This window comes from Paenibacillus sp. FSL K6-0276, assembly GCF_037977235.1.
Lineage (GTDB): Bacteria > Bacillota > Bacilli > Paenibacillales > Paenibacillaceae > Paenibacillus_AQ.
In genome coordinates this window covers 3,407,140-3,426,754 of record NZ_CP150276.1, presented here as the reverse complement: position 1 = coordinate 3,426,754, position 19,615 = coordinate 3,407,140, and the positions used below count along the sequence as shown (strand labels likewise).

Below are 19,615 nucleotides of genomic sequence, written 5' to 3'. Positions count from 1 at the left end.
TTTTTACCAATTTAAGCTAAATTACATCATAAGAATCTATATATCGGAGGGGAATTACATGAAAGTAGGATTAGTTGGGTTAGGAAAAATGGGCTTTAATTTAGGCCGGAATTTGCTCGATCATGGACATGAGGTTGTTGCATTTGATCTGAATACACCTGCTGTGGAGGAAATGAAAGCAAAGGGCGCTAATGGAGCAGTAACACTTACTGAACTGGTACAGCAATTGGAAACGCCTAGAATCATTTGGATCATGGTTCCGCATCAGGTGGTCGACTCAGTAATCGCGGAGCTTACACCTTTGTTATCTAAAGGAGATATCGTTATTGAAGCGGGGAATTCGCATTATAAGGAATCTATTCGCCGATATGAGCAATTGAAGGAACACGGGATCAGCTTCATGGATGCAGGTACATCCGGAGGAATGGAAGGGGCGCGTAACGGCGCTTGTTACATGGTTGGTGGAGATCCTGAAGCTTGGGAGGTTTTGGAGCCGATCTTCCATGATACGGCTGTGGAAAGCGGCTTTTTATATGCTGGTAAAGCTGGTAGTGGCCATTTTCTGAAAATGGTGCATAACGGTATTGAATACGGTATGATGGCTGCCATCGGTGAAGGCTTTGAGGTTCTGGAAAAGAGTGAGTTTGATTTCAACTTTGAGGAAGTTGCTCGTGTGTGGAATCATGGTTCTGTAATCCGTTCTTGGCTGATGGAACTGGTTGAACGTGCGTTCTCGAAAGACGCTAAATTGGACGAGATCAAAGGGATTATGCACTCCTCCGGTGAAGGCAGATGGACACTCGAAACCGCATTTGATTTGCAAGCAGCAACTCCAGTTATTGCGATGGCGTTATTGATGCGCTACCGTTCACTGGAGACCGACACATTTACTGGCAAAGTAGTAGCTGCGCTTCGGAATGAATTTGGTGGACACGCTGTTGAATCGAAGTAACTAACGTAAATAATAAGCTCGAATCTCCCCGTAATTCATCCTGCGGAGGAATTTGGGCTTTTTATTTTGCAAAAAATAATAAATGGAAAGAATAGATCGTGTACGGCTTTAATCTTGTTAACATATTTTAGAACTAGATGGGAAACTTACGAAACAAGGGGGAGATTACATGCGAAGCGGAGTTCGAGAGAGACTTCATTTTCTGTATAAATTTCTGCATGCACCCCGACAATTTGGAAGCGTTACTCCCAGTTCGCGCTGGCTGGCAAAAACGATGCTGGGCACAATTCCATGGCATCAAATGCATAATATAGCAGAGCTGGGTGTGGGTACTGGAGCAATCACAAGGTTTATTCCAAGCGGGGAAGAAAGCGATATGAACGTGCTCTTGTTTGAGAAGGACCCTGATTTTCGTCACCAATTAAGATTTAAATTCCCTGACCGTATTTATTATAAGGATTGTCTACGACTACGGCTTGCTCTTCATAATATCAGGTTGGAGAAGTTAGACTGTATTGTGAGTAGTTTGTCTTTTAAGAATTTTTCTACCTCTGATCGCGCCCTATATATAGAACAGATCACATCTTCTTTAAAAGAAGGTGGGTGGTTCATAACTTTTGAATATCTTCCTCAGATGAAAAAGGAGCTAATGCAGCATTTTGAAATCTTGAGCATAAAATGGGTACTGCTGAATTTTCCGCCTGCTTTTGTTTATATTTGTAGGAAGAAGGCCACTGCGCAAGTAAAGCAGCCCGATAATACTAATCCTTCAGTGGAAGTAATTTCAATTTCTCAGGTTTCTACGAAAAGTTAATGATGAATATACAACAGATGCCGTCACCCATAGCTCGCTGGGGAACGGCATTTTTTTTAGTCCTAGTTAGAGCCTACAAACTGTTAATAGAGAACCTCAATATTCTCCTCGTTCAGATGTTTCAGCCAAGCTTCAGAAGGCTTACGGTCAGTGATCAAAAAATCGATATGGCCAAGCTCTATCAGCTTCGTAAAAGCAGTCTTGTCGAATTTGGTGTGATCTGCCAGGAGCACGACCTTATTGGCTTGCCGTAGCATGTACTTCTTGAGCTCACACTCGGGTTCGTTGGAATCTGTGATGCCTCGTTCCATATCAATTCCTTTACAACTAATTACCGCAGTATCCACATTGTATCTTTGAATGGTGTCATGGGCTACAGGTCCAACGAGTGACATGGAGCGGTAACGTAGCGAACCGCCAGTAGATATAATATCCATCCCTGAATTCGAGAACTCATGCAAAATATTAATGGAGTTTGTGATGATGCTCAGATTGTTTTTGTTGCCGAGTAATTTTAGGAACTCAAAGGCTGTAGAGCTTGGATCTACCATTAATGTATCTCCATCATTGATTAAATCGAGTGCCTTCAGGGCGATTCCCCGTTTTATATCTGTATTTAGCGCATTACGTGTAACAAAAGGCAAATCCTCATTCGTATGACGATTAAGCATAGCACCGCCATAGGTACGACTAAGGATGCCATCCTTCTCGAGCTTCTCCAAATCTCTGCGTATCGTTTCTTCTGTGACCTCAAACATTTTACTTAGGTCGGAGACTAGTACTCGTTTATCTTGATGGACAAGATCTATTATTTTTTTGCGTCTTTCGGCTGCAAGCATAGGAATCACCTTTCCAAAGCTATATTTTACAATCATAGCGCTAAATATCTGTGTTTTGCAATAAAAACAACGTATAAACATCTGTATTTTCCAATAATATTCACAAAACAGATTCAAAACAAACAAAAACAACATAAATAATATTTAAATTGTTGACAACAAAGATTTCGGAGCATACGATGAAGGAGGAAAGAAATCCCTCAGAGATTAGTCGATTTAGAGAATTACCAGAGCAGGCCCAGTTGCGATTCAGAGGCCAGCCTGAGGCGCTACAGCCGAAATATTACGCTCTTGCTTGCAGAACAAAGTGGAAAAACTTTGGTGTTGATTAATTATCATTAGGAGGCTGGTCAAGAAATGAGCACGCATGTGTATTACGTTCCATCGATCAATATTATGGGCAAGGGATGTTTGCAGGAAATTGGTCCTTATATTCAAGATCTAAAATTAAAAAAGGCACTTGTAGTCACTGACAAATTCCTTATGAAGAGTGGTATTGCCGGTAAATTGCTGGCGGTATTGGATGAAGCGGGCATTGAATATGCCATCTATGATGAAGTGAAACCCAATCCGACCTGTAAAAATGTTCATGATGGCGTGGATTATCTTAAAGCACAGGATTGCGACTATCTGATTTCCATCGGCGGCGGTTCGCCACAGGATACGGCCAAAGCCATTGGGATTATCGCCACGAATGGCGGACATATCAAAGAATATGAGGGTGTGCACAAGTCGAAGCATAAATCGCTGCCGATTGTTGCTGTTAATACTACAGCTGGTACTTCGGCCGAAGTAACGATTAACTATGTAATAACAGACGAAGAACGTAAAGTAAAGATGGTAATGGTGGATAAGAATAGCATTGCTACAATTTCGGTTAACGATCCTAAGCTTATGATTGATAAACCCGCTGCGCTTACGGCAGCAACAGGAATGGACGCTTTGACTCATGCGATTGAAGCTCTGGTGACGCCGGGGGCTTATCCAGTAACCGATGCTACCGCGCTTGCCGCAGTGGAGATTATTTTCGCTAACTTGGCTCGTACCGTTAAGAATGGTCATGACATCGAGGCTCGTGAGCAAATGGTGTATGCGATTTTCTTAGGTGGATTGGCCTTCAATAATGCAGGACTTGGATATGTGCATGCTATGGCGCATCAGCTTGGCGGTGTATATGATCTACCGCACGGTGTATGTAACGCGATGCTACTTCCGTATGTGGAAGAAGAGAATGCCAAATATGTGCCTGAAAAATTCAGATCTATCGCTAAAGCCATTGGACTAAACGTAGAGGACCAAACCGATAAGCAATGTGCGGACTTCGTAATCGAGTCGATCAAGGGGTTATCTAAAGAAGTAGGAATTCCATCTAAATTATCTGAGCTTGGAGTAGATGAGGTCGATCTTGATCTTCTAGCCGAGAACTCCATGAAGGATGCTTGTGCACCTGGTAATCCGTTTATTCCTACTAAAGAAGAAGTCATTACATTATTCAAAAAAATACTATAAATCATCCCTACCCTTAGGAGATTCTCTATGAATAATCATATCGCCGTTGATATCGGTGCCTCTAGTGGGCGGCTGGTGCGCGGAATACTTAAGGAGGGCATCCTCACATTAGAGGAGCTTCATCGGTTTAGCAATAGTTTTACAGAACAAGAAGGTTCCTGTTTCTGGGACATTGATTATTTATTCGAGCAGATTATTATAGGCCTTCAGAAAGCCAAGGCTCAAGGAATTACAGCTTGTACGCTGGGTATAGATACATGGGCTGTGGATTATGTACTCTTGGATGCGGAAGGGCATCGTGTCCAGGAAGTTTACGCTTATCGTGATCGTAGAACCGATCTGGTTATGGAAGAGGTAGCTAAGCATATTTCCCCACAAACGATTTATGAAAAGACTGGCATTCAGCAGTTATCTTTCAATACGTTGTACCAGCTTTATGTTCATAGTGAGGAGGAAATAGCCAAAGCGGATCAAATCCTACTCGTGCCCGATTATCTGTATTACAGATTAACTGGCTGCAAAATCAATGAGGTTACTAACGCATCTACAACACAGCTGTTGAATCTGGACAGTCGGGATTTCGACGACGACCTGTTATCTCTTCTGAATATTAAGAAAGAACAGTTCGCTACTTTGACTGAACCGGGATCAGACCTTGGTCCCCTCGACGAATCACTAATACAGCAATATGATCTTCCCGAGTGCCAACTGATCTGTGTTGCCACACATGATACAGCTTCTGCTGTATTGGGTGCTCCTCTCCAAAAGGCATCGGCATATATCAGCAGTGGAACATGGTCTTTACTCGGTGTGGAACGAACCCAGCCTCTTAATTCTATGAAGGCCATGGAGGCCAACTATACCAATGAATGGGGCGCATACGGCACTTATAGATTCCTCAAAAATGTTATGGGCCTCTGGCTCATCCAAGAGGTTCGCAGGCTGATGAACGAACGTTATAGCTTTGCGGAGCTAGCAGAGCTTGCATGGGGGGAGGAAGGCTTCCGCAGTCTGATTTCCTGTAATGATCCAAGATTTCTCAATCCGACGAACATGATCGAAGAAATTCGTAGTGCTTGCGCGGAGAGTGGTCAGCCAGTTCCTGAGACGCCGGGCCAGTTGGCTCGTTGTATTTTTGATAGCTTGGCATTATCTTACCTTACTTATTTGGTAGAGCTGGAGAAGATGACAGAAAGTCTGATCGAGGGGCTTCAGATTGTCGGCGGAGGTGCGAACAACACGCTGTTATGCCAACTGACTGCTGATGTGATTGGCAGAGAAGTTAAGGCTGGGCCAACAGAAGCTACCGCACTTGGAAATATAGTGGTGCAGATGATTAGCTCGGGGAGCATTTCTGATATCAATGAAGCGAGAGACATTATTGATAAATCTTTTGAGATTAAATCGTATATTCCGCGCCCGATAGCTCATTTTGAAAGCATTCTAAGTCGTTGGAAAGATCTTCAGAGATTCTAGGAGGAACTACAGCATGGATCTAAGTATTATCACTAGCTTTAACGAAGCCAAAAAATTATACGCAGCTCATGGTATTGATGTAGATGAAGTGTTGGAGAGGCTAGCGCAAATCAAGATATCTCTGCATTGCTGGCAGGGAGATGATGTGCAAGGGTTTCTTTTTAAGGATAAAGAACTAAGTGGGGGAATTGCGGTAACTGGTAGTTATCCCGGTCGAGCGGGCACTCCAGATGAATTACGTCAAGATTTAGAAAAGGCATTATCCCTTATTCCTGGTAAGCACAAGGTGAATTTGCATGCGATCTACGCAGATACAGATGAAGAAGTAGACTTGGACGGATTAGAGCCACGCCACTTTCAATCTTGGGTAGACTGGGCGAAGGAACAGGGGCTGGGTCTTGATTTTAACCCTACCTGTTTCTCGCATCCGAAAGCAGCAGATGGGTTTACGCTTAGCCATGCGGATGAGGAAATTCGTAACTTCTGGATTAAGCACTGTAAGGCTTCTCGCACGATTGCTGAGCATTTTGGTAAGGAGCTGGGTCAACCTTGCGTAACTAACTTTTGGGTCCCTGACGGATATAAAGATACACCAGTCGATCGTTTAGCTCCAAGAGTGCGGTTAAAGGAGTCCCTGGATGAGATTTTTAGTGAGGAAATAGATCCTCTTTATAATATTGATGCTGTAGAAAGCAAACTGTTCGGAATCGGTTCAGAGAGTTATGTGGTTGGTTCACACGAGTTCTATATGGGCTATGGTTTAACTCGCGGCAAAGCCATCTGTTTGGATGCCGGACATTTTCATCCTACAGAGATGATTTCGAATAAGTTGTCTTCGATTCTTATGTTTAGTGAGCAGTTGCTGCTACATGTTAGCAGACCCGTCCGTTGGGACAGTGATCACGTAGTAACTATGGATGACGAACTACTGGAAATCGCCCGCGAATTGGTGCGAGGAGATTTACTCTCCCGAACGAATATCGGACTAGATTTCTTTGATGGCAGTATTAATCATATCGCCGCATGGGTAATTGGTACACGCAATACCATTAAAGCGCTGCTGCGGGCGATGCTGGAGCCGATTGAAGAGCTAAAACGAATTGAATTATCTGGAGATTACACCACACGTTTAGCATTGGTTGAAGAATTCAAATCGTATCCGTTTGGAGCGGTATGGGATTACTACTGTGCGTCACAAGATACACCAGTTCGTGAGCAATGGCTGGCTGAAGTGAAGCAATATGAACAGGAAGTTCTGTCTGCAAGATAGAGTGTTAGAGTGGATTTGGAGAGCAACATATACAAAGGAGAGATTGACAATGAGTACATCCGTATTAGAATCCAAAGGGTATATTGCCAGTAGTGAGGCTCCATTTATTCAGGAAATGTCAGAGATTACCCGTCATATGTGGGAGCTTGGCTGGGATGAGCTGAATGGCGGTAATGTCAGCTATCTACTGGATGAGAATGAAGTTGCAAAATATATTAACGTTTTGGAGCCGCTACGCACCATTAAACTTACCTTTCCGGTAAAAGAATTAGCTGGCAAGTATTTTATCGTAACTGGTTCGGGCAAATATTTCAGAAATGTGATTAAAGACCCTGAAGCAAATCTTGGTGTGCTTCGTGTTAGTGACAATGGAGAGAGCGTAGAAGTGCTATGGGGATTGCGTAACGGAGCTATACCTACGAGTGAGTTGGCTTCCCATTTCATGAGCCATATTGAACGCCTGAAGGTAGACCCGACACACCGCATCGTTCTGCACACGCATGCTACCAATGTAATTGCGATGACCTTCACTCATGAACTGGATGAAAAGAAGTTTACGAAGACATTATGGGAAATGTGTACAGAGTGCCTTGTTGTTTTCCCAGATGGCGTTAGCGTTATTCCTTGGATCGTTCCTGGCAGCAGTGAAATCGGTCGCGAAACGGCTAAGAAAATGAAGGATCACCGCTTAGTCATCTGGCCGCAGCACGGGATTTTCGGCACAGGTTCAACTATGGATGCCACCTTTGGTCTAGTAGAGACTGTAGAAAAAGCTGCCACGATCTACAACCTGATTGGCGGAAGAGAAATTAAGCAAAAGATTACGGATCAGCAGCTGTGGGATTTAGCTAAAGCGTTCGGAGTTACGCCTAAAGCTGGTATTCTTGAGGTTTAAAAAGTTCTTAATTGCAATGATGAGAACCGGGCATTCGCAGATTCTGCGGTGTTCGGTTTTTTTTTAATATTTTTTTGAAAATCATTCATTGAACTTATTAGCAGAATTTAGTAGCTTTAATAGTACAAACCGTCACGTGGATTACTAAGGAGAACATACAAGCATAAACGACTTTGGCGTCCTTATAAGGACGGTAAGCGTTTAAGCGAGAAATATTAGACGTAAAGTATAGGTGAAAACCTTATACTTTCTAGTATTTTGAAAAAAGTTTTTATCATTGGAATTGTAGCTAGTGGTAAAACCACATTGGCAAAGCTGCGGAAGCGTAAAATCAGAATTTTCTTTCGGTTTCTAAAGCAGAAAATGGGTATTGAGAAGTGTCATTATAAATCGGATATTATGATGTTAAAAAAGATGTATCAATGGACACATGATTTTGAAAATCATCGAGATAAATTTGAAGCTAAGTTGCTGTTATATCAGAACAAGGTTAGTAGATTATACAATAATTAAGATCTTAAAAATTTGCATTTTCCATCTTCTGGGTAGATAATTAGCCTTACTTAAAGTAATCAAATAATCAATTGGAGGTAATATGTATGAATACAGAGCTATTATTTTCACCTTTTCAAGTGGGGAATCTTTTGCTGTCAAACCGAATCGTCATGGCGCCGATGACTCGGGTGTACTCACCGGATGGTGTACCAAGAAGTAATGTTGCTGCATATTACCGTAGACGGGCAGAGGGTGGAGTTGGATTGATCGTTACCGAGGGTACAGCCATTAATCATCCTTCGGCAGTCAGCCACGCCAATATTCCCAATATACATGAAGAAGCAGCTTTAGAGGGCTGGAAGCAGGTTGTAGAAGAGGTTCACGCGGCTGGTGGTAAGATCATACCGCAATTATGGCATGTGGGAATGGCACGTACTATAGGGGAAGGTCCTAATGTTGAAGCTCTTCCTATTGGCCCTTCTGGTCTGAATTTAGCAGGAGAACCTGTGACAGAGCCACTGACTACAGCTGAAGTTGAAAGCTTAGTCTCAGCATTTGCTCAAGCGGCAGCGAACGCGAAAAAAGTGGGTTTTGATGGCATCGAGATTCACGGCGCACATGGTTATCTGATAGACCAGTTCTTCTGGGAAGGAACGAACAAACGTACCGATCGTTATGGTGGCGATTTGGTAGGTAGAACTACATTTGCAGTAGAGGTTATTGAAGCGTGCCGTAAAGCGGTTGGGCCAGATTTTCCGATCGTGCTACGATTCTCTCAATGGAAATTGGGTGCTTATGATGAGAAGCTGGCAAAAAATGCAGATGAGCTCGAAAGCTTTCTAACTCCACTAAGCAATGCTGGGGTGGATATCTTCCATTGCTCCACTCGTCGCTTCAGCCAACCTGAATTTGAAGGATCTGAGCTTAATCTCGCAGGGTGGACCAAGAAAATCACGGGGAAACCATGTATTACGGTGGGTTCCATCGGTCTTCACAGTGATTTTTTTGCAGAAGACAAAGCTCAGAAGACAGAAGATAACATTAATGAATTACTAGAAAGAATGGACCGTGAGGAATTTGATTTGGTTGCTGTTGGCAGAGCATTAATTAGCGATCCAGCTTGGCCTGCCAAAGTTCAAAGTGGAGCTATAGACGAGATCATTCCATTCACGGCTGAATCGACAAAAACTCTATACTAAAGGAATAGAAAAGTGGGTTATGGACAGCTCTATTTTTAGAATAATTTTCATTAAGGGCTAATATTATCATAGATATTAAAAAGCATAATAGGTAGGGAGGATATGGATTGATAGATATCACAGAAGTCTTCATAGATACTCTAGCACCGAACAGTGCTGCGATTAAGAACGGGCAAGGACTAGTTAAGAAGAAACGATTCGTACAATTTAATCAGTCGGAAGACGGCGTGGTTCTGTTTGGTGAATGCGGTGGTAGCGGTAGCAGCAACTATTATCCTTCTGCTGATTTTGTTGTATCTGACAAGCCGGTGATGCGTTGTACTTGTCCAAGTAGGCAGATTCCTTGCAAGCACGTTCTTGGATTGCTATATGCCTATGTGGGCAAGGAGACTTTCGTATCTGCAACGATTCCTGAAGATCTTGCTGCTAAGCGGGAGAAGATGAGTAAGCGTGAAGAACGAAAGTCTGAGCTTGCTGCGGAAGGGGCTAATGCTAAGCCCAAGAAAGTGAACAAGTCCGCACTCAAGAAAAAGATTGGAGCTCAACTGGAGGGCTTAGCAGTACTGGAGAAACTGGCCCTCTCGCTTATACGCGCAGGACTTGGAACAATAGACGCCAAGGGTGTAAAGGATATTCAGGAGCATGTGAAAAAGATGGGCAATTATTACTTAAGCGGTGCACAGATTGAATTAAGACGATTAGCCTTATTGCTCTCCTCTTCTGATAACCGTGACGAGTCTTATTCGTTAGCTGTAGAGCAACTAACACGAATTCATGCGTTCATCAAGAAAGGGCGCGCTCATCTAACGATGAAGCTGGAAGATCCGGATATGGCATTGAACCATGAATCTACGATTGAAGAATGGCTTGGTCATGCTTGGCAGCTAACTGAGCTTAAGGAATATGGTTTGATGAGTCAGGATGTGGAACTGATCCAGCTTTCATTTGTCAGCTATGATGATGCAGCCAGACAGGAATATGTAGACTTGGGCTACTGGATAGAAAAGTCTACGGGTGATATACATCGTACGCTCCAATATCGCCCTTATAAAGCAGCTAAGTATATTCATGAAGAAGATAGTTTCACTGATGTTGCACTCATCCCTTCCTTATATCGTTATCCTGGTGACCGGAATCAGAGGGTCCGTTTCGAGAATATGTCAACACGGCCTCTAACAAATCAGGATTTAGAGTGGATTGTTTCTAGGGCTTCTCGTTCTTATTCCGAAAGCTTCAAACAGATAAAGAATCAGTTAAAGAATCCGCTAGCAGATAAGAATCCTGTGATCTTGCTGCATGTGGATAAGATTAGGAAAACTAAAGAAGATCAGTTCGTCATTACGGACGAATCGGGTCAGCATTTGGTGTTAGATCAAGTAGTGGCACTCGATCAGGATACACTCCCGCTGTTACAATACTTTGCACTCGATCAATTATCGGATACTACGATGCTGCTTATGTTTGAGCACCAACTTGATACTGGACGATTGAAAGCACAACCGTTAACCCTTATCAAAGGGACGAGTATGATCCGTCTCTTATATTAAAATATAAGAAAGTATAAGTTTCACATTTACTTTGGGAGGAATATCCATGAGTACTGCATTACTACAAGAGCTTCATCAAGAGGTAAAGCGGCTCTATATAGCAGGAAGTGAGCTTGCTGCTGGGGATTTCCGCTTAAAGCGGCTATTGCCGCAGTTTCAACAGTTGGGTGAACGTGCTCCCATATTCAAAAGATTAGGTGAAGGAATCGTTGCGGTCATTGAACCAGATCATTCTGAAGGATCTTCGTCTGCTCAGCATCTACAGGAGCTGAGTCTGCTGCTAAGCTCGGTGCTACATACACAGGGAGCAACTTCTCCTAATGGTGAACTGCTAAAGGTGCAAGTCCATCCGGTAAAATTACCTACTCAGTTCTCTTATCGTAAGTTGTCAGCGGTACAAATGTCACTAAAGACTCGTGGTGGAGGACGTTATGAGATCATCAAGGAAGCTTATGAGGCTGGATTGTTCCAAGATCTTCGAATGATTCATCCCGCGTTAGCAGCCCTCCAAGATCCATATGTTGAGATCGCCGAGCTTGTGATGAAGCAGATACTGCCAGCCTATGGCCCTCAGATTATTCCGATCCTCATTGATCAATTTGATCCTGCTGGAGGAATAGTGGAGACGAGAAAGCTGTACGTGATCGCAACATTAGGTGGTGATACCGTTCAGGATCTGATCTATCAAGCTGCTGATTCAGGATCAGAAGATGTTCGGGCCATGGCTATTTCTCTGCTCGCAGGTAAGGGACAATATGAAGAAGAATTGCTTGCTTGGAGTACAGATAAGAAGAAAAAGATTCGCGAAGCTGCCTATAATGCGCTGGCTAAGAGCGACTCGGCAAGTGCGCTGAATCGGCTGCATCAGGCATTTACTGGAAAAGATAGTGAACTGGTAGTGCCTGCACTGAGACAGTGTCAAGCCCAAGAGCTCACACAACGACTTGTTGAAGAGTTCTCAGTTATGCTTCAATCTGTCCCGGAGATTATGGGCGATACGAAGAAAAAAGACGGATTATGGATCAGGGTAGTCCAGTATCTTCGGGTTTTATCTTACAAACAAAGTCCTGAACTAGAAAAACTATATTTAAATGTACTTGAGCAGTATCCATTATATATGAACCAGTTGAGCTGGAATTCATTGATCGAGGAAGCGACCTCCTATTTTAGACAGATAGACTCTATGGAAGCCAAGCGTGTATTACAACAAACACTTGAGCAGGATCTTGTCTACTATAGAAACAACAGACGATACGTAAATGATGTTTTCAAAGATGCGTATCTCTACTTGTCGCCAGAACGTGTGTATGAACAATACCTAGATGTTTTAAAGATTCATGCGCCTTCTTCAACTAACCGCGCTTCTGCTATTACGCAGCAATTGCTACACTCAATATCTGAAATAGTAGTTCAGCGATATCATGGAACTTATGATGCAGTATGGAATTCACCTGTAGATCAAATTCAATATATGTATAAGGTCGAAATGCAGCCATCAGAAGTACTTGCTACACAATGGGATTTACGCTGGCTTGATGCTTTTATAGAATTTGACCAATACGAACTGGTAAGTGCCTTTGCCCGGCCGGGACATGACAAGGCATTGCAGTATTTGCTTCGCAAATTGACCGATAATCCTGAATTTCGCCATCGGCAAGCCAATATACTATTGATGGGCCTAGAGCGTATAGGAATAAGTAAACAACACCTGCAAGAGGCTCTCCTAACAGCTTTGGAGGATGAAAGAAATACAGAATGTCGATTAATTGAACCGTATACGTTTGAGCAGCTATGCCTGCTTCCTACAAATTCTGTAAATCGAATAACAACAGTCTTACCTCGATTCAGTGATGTTGCAGAAGAACAACTTGGGTATGTCATTCGCCTCATGCAGGGGCCATCTAACTCAAAAGAAGAGGTGTAATAAACGATGAGTCAAGAACTATTACAAGATATTATGCGTCTGCCAGCAGAAAGGTTGTATCAGCACGAGTTGGAAGCGCTTCGGAAAGCGGACACCGGTAAGGTTCCAGCTGGATGGCAGATGTCGCCCCAATCTGTGCTGACGTTTATCATTGGCGGTAAAGCAGGGAGTACCGAGATTACCCCTAAGTACATTGGTAACAAGCGATTGATAGAGATGGCAATAGCCACGCTGGTAACCGATCGTGCACTGCTATTAATCGGTGAGCCGGGTACAGCGAAGTCATGGTTATCTGAGAATTTATCAGCAGCCATATATGGACAATCAGGACTTGTCGTACAAGGGACCGCGGGTACGAGTGAAGAGCAGGTCCGCTATTCGTGGAACTACGCAATGCTTCTAGCACAAGGCCCTACGCCGGAAGCATTAGTGAAGAGCCCCATCATGCGAGCTATGGAGGATGGGGGCATTGCGCGTTTCGAGGAGATTTCTCGCTGTGCATCTGAGGTACAAGACGCGTTGATCTCCATCTTATCGGAGAAGACAATATCAGTTCCTGAGCTAGGTAAGGAGATGAGCGCGCGTAAAGGCTTCTCAATTATTGCAACAGCTAATACGAGAGACCGCGGTGTCAATGACATGTCAACTGCCTTGAAAAGACGTTTTAACATTATCGTCCTTCCAGCACCTGCGGATTTGTATACTGAAGTTGAGATTGTGAAGAAACGGGTACGTGAGATTGCCTCCTCCTACGATTTGCAAGCTGCGCTCCCTGCAGATGAAGCTTTACATAAGGTCGTGACAATCTTCCGTGAGCTGCGCAGCGGGATGACATTGGACAAGAAGGAGAAGGTGAAGTCTCCAGCAGGGGTCATTTCCACAGCTGAAGCGATCTCACTCTTAACGAATAGTATGGCGCTGGCCGCAAGCTTCGGCAATGGAGAACTGACGGACGAGGATCTGGCCGCAGGGCTGCAAGGTGCCATTGTGAAAGATGATGATAAGGATCAACTCGTCTGGAGAGAGTATCTCGATAATATTATGAAGAAACGTGGCGCAGAGTGGCGGGGGTTATATACGGCTTGTAAGGAGATGAACTAGTGGAGAGCGAAACTACTGGAGCTGGCGTGCATATTTTTGGGGTGCGGCATTTGTCTCCTGGTGGTGCGCAGCATCTTTTAAGCTTCCTTCATGAAATAGAGCCCACAGCTGTGTTAATTGAGGGTCCATCGGATGCTACACCTGAGATTCGCCATGTCATCAACATGACAACCAAACCTCCTATAGCCATTCTAGCTTTTACGGAGGAAGTTCCTGTGCGAACAGCTCTTTGGCCGCTTGCGTCATATTCCCCCGAATATCAAGCGATGAGATGGGCGGAGCAGCAAGGAGCTTATACAGCATTTATAGATTTACCTTCATCAGTGGTCATAGCGTTGCAGGATATACGAACCCAAAGCAGAGTGGCTGCTGAACAGAGTGTGCATTCTGAAGATAACGATGCTGTAGTGCAAGCTCCTGAAGAAGCTTCTCTCTATGATAGAGTAGCTGAGCTGGCTGGCGAGCTTGATTATGATATGTATTGGGAGCGCAATTTCGAACACAACACTAACAAGGGTGCGTATCAGGAAGCGATCATTTCTTTCTCATCCCAGATGCGTCAGATTTCGGAAGAGAATGAGAGACATAACAACGTAATAGAATATGCACACAACACGATACGTGAAGCTTATATGCGTCGTCAGATTCAGGATACAATCGCTGCTGGCCATCAACCAGATAAGATCGTTGTTGTATGTGGAGCATACCATGCAGCGGCGCTTGCTGATCTGGTGTCTGGCATGTCGGATGAGGAAATAGATGCTCTTCCTTCACTAAATACGAAGCTAACACTTATGCCCTATACGTACTATAAGTTATCTTCTTTGTCTGGCTATGGAGCAGGGAACCTCGCTCCTCATTATTATCAAATGATGTGGGAACGTATGATGAATGGTTCACTTGAGGACTTGCCACATCATTATCTGTCTACCGTAGCGAGATACTTGCGTAATACCGGGACACACCGTTCTACAGCAGAAATTATCGAGGCCGTGCGCTTAGCAGAATCATTAGCTGCCCTTCACGGTGGAAGTGCGCCGACGTTAAGAGATCTGCGAGATGCGGCGCTGACGTTACTGGGGCGTGGAGAGCTTAGCGTGATCGCTGAAGCGCTTGCGCGTACGGATATTGGGACAGCTATCGGTGAGCTAGCAGAGGGGATCAGTCAGACACCGATTCAGGATGATCTGAATCGGCAATTGAAACGCATGAAGCTTGAGAAATATAAGACCCCTGTAGCAAATGATCTTGAACTAGATCTCCGAGAGAATCGAAGAGTGTCTTCCGAGGAAGCGGCTTATCTAGACTTAAACCGTTCATTTCTTTTCCATAGGTTCAGATTGCTCGGGATCGATCTAGTGAGCTTAAGAGCAAGTGGTCAATCTAGTGCAACTTGGGCAGAGCACTGGGTAATGAAGTGGTCTCCTGAAGTTGAGATCCAGGTCGTTGAATCTACGCTACTTGGGGAAACGATTGAGATTGCTTCAGCTTATGTATTGCAACAAAAATTAGATGGCAGCAGTACAATTGCGGAAGCGTCAGCACTTATTCGAACGGCTTATGAGTGTGGAATGTTACACCAGATGGAAGCAGGACGGCAGACGCTTCAGCGTCTAGCTGTTGACACTCGAGATGTGGTGCAGATTGCTGCTTCCATTCATGAGTTATCCCTTCTGATTCAGTATGGCGATGTTCGCCGGATCGATACCAAACCGCTCATTCCTTTGCTGGAACAACTGTTCAGACGAGCCTGTCTATTCTTACTGGATGCGAGCCAATGTAACGATGAGGCTTCAGGTGAGATGCTTAGAGCTATGAACATACTGAATCAGGCAGCTATTGAGCATAGTGAGGAAGTAGATGAGCTGTTATGGGTACAAGAGCTAAAGCATTTGTCGGAGAGGGATGACTGCAATCCGCGTTTGTCTGGAGTGGCGTGTTCCATTTTGTTGGAACGTAATGCAATGACTGCACAGCAATGTTCAGAAGAAGTATCCAGGCGCTTGTCACCAGGTATACCCGCAGAACTTGGAGCTGGCTGGTTCGAAGGGATGTCAATGCGTAATCGATATGTACTTTTGTCTCGATTAAGTCTGTGGGAGCAATTGAATGAGTACATTAATTCTTTGGGTGATGAAGAATTTGTACGTGCGTTAGTGTTCTTAAGGCGTGCTTTCAGCACCTTTGAATCAAGAGAAAAGACGATGATTGCCGAACTGTTAGGTGAATTGTGGGGTGTGAACACCGAGCAAGCTGCTGAGATTCTGACGGGTGAGCTGAAGGAGGCCGAAGCGAAGATGATTGAGGATTTGAATGAATTTGACTTTGGAGATATATGACGATGAGTACATCAGTGGATTCAAGTGTTGTAGCTCGGTGGCGCCTTATACTTGGTCAGTCTGCAGAAGAGCAATTGACGGTTTCTAGCGGAAACACAAGTATTCACCTGTCTGAAGATGAACTCATCATGGACCAAGCACTGGCTGCTATCTATGATGAGACAAGCGATATCGTAAATAGTGGTGCTGCTAACTCTTCAGCCACGGGACAAAGAGGAGCAGGATCAGGTAAATCAGCACCTCGGTTGGCAAAATGGTTAGGAGATGTTCGCAATTTCTTCCCAGAGGATATCGTATCGGTTATTCAACATGATGCGATGGAACGGAAGGGCTGGAAGCAACTATTGTTTGAACCGGAAGTTCTGGCAACAGTGAAGCCTGATATACAGTTAGTAGGTACACTACTATCACTAAAAGGGAAGATTCCTGAGAAGACAAAAGATACGGCTCGCCAGTTAGTGAAGGCGGTTGTGGATGATCTTGTAAAGCGTATGGAAGAAGATCTGCGTCGGGCGGTGACGGGTGCGTTGAATCGCAGACAGCATTCTCCATTGCCGTCACTTAGTGGTATAGACTGGACTCGGACGATAAAGCGTAATCTGAAGCATTACGATACCGAACGTCGGCAGATTATCCCTGAAAGATTCTACTATTATGATCGGGCAAGACGCAGTAAGGAATGGACGGTCATTGTGGATATCGATCAGAGTGGTTCGATGGCTGAATCGATTATTTGGGCTTCAGTAGTTGGTTCTATCTTTGCAAGCATCCCATCACTAAGTACTCGAGTAGTTGTATTTGATACAGAGGTCGTTGATCTGACTGAGCAATGTGCGAATGATCCTGTTGACATGTTATTCGGGATACAGTTAGGTGGCGGCACAGATATACAAAAGTCTGTTGCTTATTGTGAACAGTTTATTGACCAGCCGAAGAAGACATTATTCATCGTCATTTCGGATCTGTACGAAGGTGGGAACCAGGCAGGCTTAATCCGTCGTATGCGTCATCTGAATGAATCAGGTGTTAGAACGATGTGTTTACTCGCTTTATCTGATGAAGGCAAACCTTTCTATGATGAGCATGTGGCGAGATCCTTGACTCGTGATGGAACGCCCTGTTTTGCGTGTACACCTGCACTGTTGCCACAGTTAGTAGAAGGTGCACTAAAAGGACAGGATCTTTCTGAGTTGGCCAAGAAACTTGGAACGAAAGGAATTTAACTGGGTCATTAAGTCACAAGTTTCATAAAAAGTGCTTTTCAGACGAAAACTGTGTTTCATGACAGTTTTTGTGGCGTATATAGATATTATACCCCCTTTATACAATAGAATTTGGCCCTGTCGCTCGTCGGCAGGGTATTTTTTATGGAAATCTAAGGATAGGTTCGAAATAGTCCTTATTATATTGTCATTCTGGGATTTGATTTAGAGAGTCATTGAAGTTTAGAGTATGCTCTGCAATTGTCCTGTGGTAAAATAGACCTGATTTTTCAAATAAACTAAATTTTTGAATAATGGGATAAAGAGATCTATCACAAACTAAAATGGCATGCAAAGGTTGACATCTAAGATGGATGTAATGTTACAGAATGTGCTATAATTTTATATTGGGTTAAAACATCAATGAGCTATATTTTAGATAGAGGACGTGAAAACAGCATGACTAAAGGGAACCACAACTCACCGGACTTAAAATCCGGCAAGGGTTCGAAAGATTATTCGAAATATTTTGATTTTAGCGATGCGAAGGTAATCAGTGAAGAAGAAGGTAAGGTTACCTACCGGATCAAAGGAAGAAATGTGCAAATTAATAGCCAGCCTGATTATAAAGAAGGAAAACGGCGTGGCAAGGAAGAAATAGAAGTGCATTATGATTTCGAGATTCCTGAAGAGATGCAGAATTTCGGAGTAGGAAAATTTTATCATATTACGACTTATGGCTGCCAAATGAATGAGCATGACACGGAAACGATGAAAGGCCTATTGGAACAGATGGGCTATAGAAGCGTCGCTGACCGTAATCATGCTGATCTCATTCTGCTCAACACTTGTGCAATTCGTGAGAATGCTGAGGATAAGGTATTTGGAGAGCTAGGCCATCTTAAGAACTTGAAGATCGAGAAGCCAGGTCTTCTACTAGGCGTGTGTGGTTGCATGTCGCAGGAGGAAGGCGTAGTTAATCGAATTATGTCTAAGCATGGATTCGTGGATATGATTTTCGGTACGCATAATATTCACCGGCTGCCGCACCTCATTAAAGAAGCCGTATTCAGCAAAGAGCTTGTGGTTGAGGTATGGTCTAAGGAAGGCGATATTATTGAGAACTTACCGAAGAAACGCGAAGGCATGCGCGCTTGGGTGAACATTATGTATGGCTGCGATAAGTTCTGTACGTACTGCATCGTTCCGTTTACACGTGGTAAAGAACGCAGTCGTCGTCCGGAGGATGTCATTGCTGAAGTAAGAGAGCTCGCTCGCCAAGGCTTCAAGGAAGTGACCCTGCTGGGGCAGAACGTAAACGCATACGGCAAGGATTTTACAGATGTAGATTACACTTTCGGTGACTTGATGGATGACATGCGTTTAATCGATATTCCGCGCATCCGCTTCATGACATCGCATCCACGAGATTTTGACGACAAATTGATTGAAGTACTTGGCAAAGGTGGCAACCTGGTGGAGCATATCCATCTACCGGTTCAATCGGGAAGTACTGCCGTACTTAAGAAGATGAGTCGCAAATATACTCGTGAAGCTTATCTGGAGTTAGTTCGCAAGATCAAGATAAGTGTGCCTAATGCGGTGTTGAGTACCGATATAATCGTCGGTTTCCCTGGAGAGACGGATGAGCAATTCGAAGATACCCTTTCCCTGGTGCGCGAGGTTGGGTATGATATGGCATATACGTTCATTTATTCCCCTCGTGAGGGCACGCCTGCGGCTGCCATGGAGGATAATGTACCTATGTCGGTGAAGAGCGAACGTCTGCAAAGACTAAATGATCTCATTAAAGAGAACAGTCGGATCATCAATGACCGTATGTTAGGTGAAGTCGTCGAGGTGCTGGTAGAAGGGGAGAGTAAGAATAACTCGGAAGTCCTTTCTGGCCGTTCCCGTGCGAACAAGCTGGTCCATTTTGAAGGTCCGAAGGAGCTTATCGGCACATTTGTAAAAGTGAGAATTACAGATACCAAAACATGGTACATCAAAGGGGATATTGTAGCAGAAGCTGCAGCTGTTCATTAATAATCAC

Annotated in this window: 15 protein-coding genes; 14 read left to right on the top strand and 1 reads right to left on the bottom strand. The window is 44.0% G+C overall.

Annotation, left to right across the window (positions count from 1 at the left end):
- Nucleotides 1-58: 58 nt before the first annotated feature.
- Both gnd and MHH52_RS16190 read left to right on the top strand, forming a co-directional pair.
- Complete coding sequence (gnd, locus tag MHH52_RS16195; RefSeq protein ID WP_340003586.1) at nucleotides 59-952, top strand: phosphogluconate dehydrogenase (NAD(+)-dependent, decarboxylating); 894 nt, start codon at nucleotides 59-61, stop codon at nucleotides 950-952.
- Between the two features lie 169 nt (nucleotides 953-1,121).
- Nucleotides 1,122-1,766, top strand: coding sequence for a phospholipid methyltransferase (locus tag MHH52_RS16190; RefSeq protein WP_340003585.1), 645 nt, complete (start codon nucleotides 1,122-1,124; stop codon nucleotides 1,764-1,766).
- A gap of 83 nt (nucleotides 1,767-1,849) precedes the next feature.
- Here the strand turns inward: MHH52_RS16190 and MHH52_RS16185 are convergent, their stop codons facing one another.
- Entirely contained in the window at nucleotides 1,850-2,605 is a 756-nt protein-coding gene (locus MHH52_RS16185; protein ID WP_340009691.1) for a DeoR/GlpR family DNA-binding transcription regulator, read from the bottom strand.
- A 179-nt stretch (nucleotides 2,606-2,784) separates the two neighbouring features.
- On the opposite strand from MHH52_RS16185, the gene MHH52_RS16180 reads away from it, so the two are divergent.
- The 12 genes from MHH52_RS16180 to miaB all read left to right on the top strand — a co-directional run bounded on the left by MHH52_RS16180 (nucleotide 2,785) and on the right by miaB (nucleotide 19,608).
- Nucleotides 2,785-2,937: a hypothetical protein gene (locus MHH52_RS16180; protein WP_340003584.1), complete on the top strand. Its 153-nt coding sequence runs from the start codon at nucleotides 2,785-2,787 to the stop codon at nucleotides 2,935-2,937.
- A 25-nt stretch (nucleotides 2,938-2,962) separates the two neighbouring features.
- Nucleotides 2,963-4,114: an iron-containing alcohol dehydrogenase gene (locus tag MHH52_RS16175; RefSeq protein WP_340003583.1), complete on the top strand. Its 1,152-nt coding sequence runs from the start codon at nucleotides 2,963-2,965 to the stop codon at nucleotides 4,112-4,114.
- A gap of 27 nt (nucleotides 4,115-4,141) precedes the next feature.
- Nucleotides 4,142-5,590 carry a rhamnulokinase gene (rhaB, locus tag MHH52_RS16170; RefSeq protein WP_340003582.1) on the top strand — a complete coding sequence of 483 codons (1,449 nt, stop codon included), beginning with the start codon at nucleotides 4,142-4,144 and terminating at the stop codon, nucleotides 5,588-5,590.
- A 13-nt stretch (nucleotides 5,591-5,603) separates the two neighbouring features.
- On the top strand, nucleotides 5,604-6,860 hold the full coding sequence (rhaA, locus tag MHH52_RS16165; RefSeq protein ID WP_340003581.1) for an L-rhamnose isomerase: 1,257 nt from the start codon (nucleotides 5,604-5,606) through the stop codon (nucleotides 6,858-6,860).
- A gap of 49 nt (nucleotides 6,861-6,909) precedes the next feature.
- Nucleotides 6,910-7,755: a rhamnulose-1-phosphate aldolase gene (gene rhaD, locus MHH52_RS16160; RefSeq protein WP_340003579.1), complete on the top strand. Its 846-nt coding sequence runs from the start codon at nucleotides 6,910-6,912 to the stop codon at nucleotides 7,753-7,755.
- 599 nt (nucleotides 7,756-8,354) lie between these two features.
- The gene (locus MHH52_RS16155) at nucleotides 8,355-9,449 is read left to right on the top strand and encodes an NADH:flavin oxidoreductase (protein ID WP_340003578.1); all 1,095 of its coding nucleotides are present in this window, start codon (nucleotides 8,355-8,357) and stop codon (nucleotides 9,447-9,449) included.
- A 107-nt stretch (nucleotides 9,450-9,556) separates the two neighbouring features.
- Nucleotides 9,557-10,996, top strand: a complete 1,440-nt coding sequence (locus tag MHH52_RS16150; RefSeq protein WP_340003577.1) for an SWIM zinc finger family protein — start codon at nucleotides 9,557-9,559, stop codon at nucleotides 10,994-10,996.
- 46 nt (nucleotides 10,997-11,042) lie between these two features.
- The gene (locus tag MHH52_RS16145; protein ID WP_340003576.1) at nucleotides 11,043-12,920 is read left to right on the top strand and encodes a HEAT repeat domain-containing protein; all 1,878 of its coding nucleotides are present in this window, start codon (nucleotides 11,043-11,045) and stop codon (nucleotides 12,918-12,920) included.
- 6 nt (nucleotides 12,921-12,926) lie between these two features.
- A complete protein-coding gene (locus tag MHH52_RS16140) occupies nucleotides 12,927-14,021 on the top strand; it encodes an AAA family ATPase (RefSeq protein WP_340003575.1) in 1,095 nt (364 codons plus the stop codon).
- Nucleotides 14,021-16,360 (top strand): DUF5682 family protein, encoded by a 2,340-nt coding sequence (locus tag MHH52_RS16135; RefSeq protein WP_340003574.1) that lies wholly within the window; start codon nucleotides 14,021-14,023, stop codon nucleotides 16,358-16,360. Before MHH52_RS16140 ends, MHH52_RS16135 begins: the two co-directional genes overlap by 1 nt.
- 2 nt (nucleotides 16,361-16,362) lie before the next feature.
- Nucleotides 16,363-17,583 carry a VWA domain-containing protein gene (locus MHH52_RS16130; RefSeq protein ID WP_340003573.1) on the top strand — a complete coding sequence of 407 codons (1,221 nt, stop codon included), beginning with the start codon at nucleotides 16,363-16,365 and terminating at the stop codon, nucleotides 17,581-17,583.
- A 438-nt stretch (nucleotides 17,584-18,021) separates the two neighbouring features.
- Nucleotides 18,022-19,608 (top strand): tRNA (N6-isopentenyl adenosine(37)-C2)-methylthiotransferase MiaB, encoded by a 1,587-nt coding sequence (gene miaB, locus MHH52_RS16125; RefSeq protein WP_340003572.1) that lies wholly within the window; start codon nucleotides 18,022-18,024, stop codon nucleotides 19,606-19,608.
- The last annotated feature ends 7 nt before the right edge of the window (nucleotides 19,609-19,615 follow it).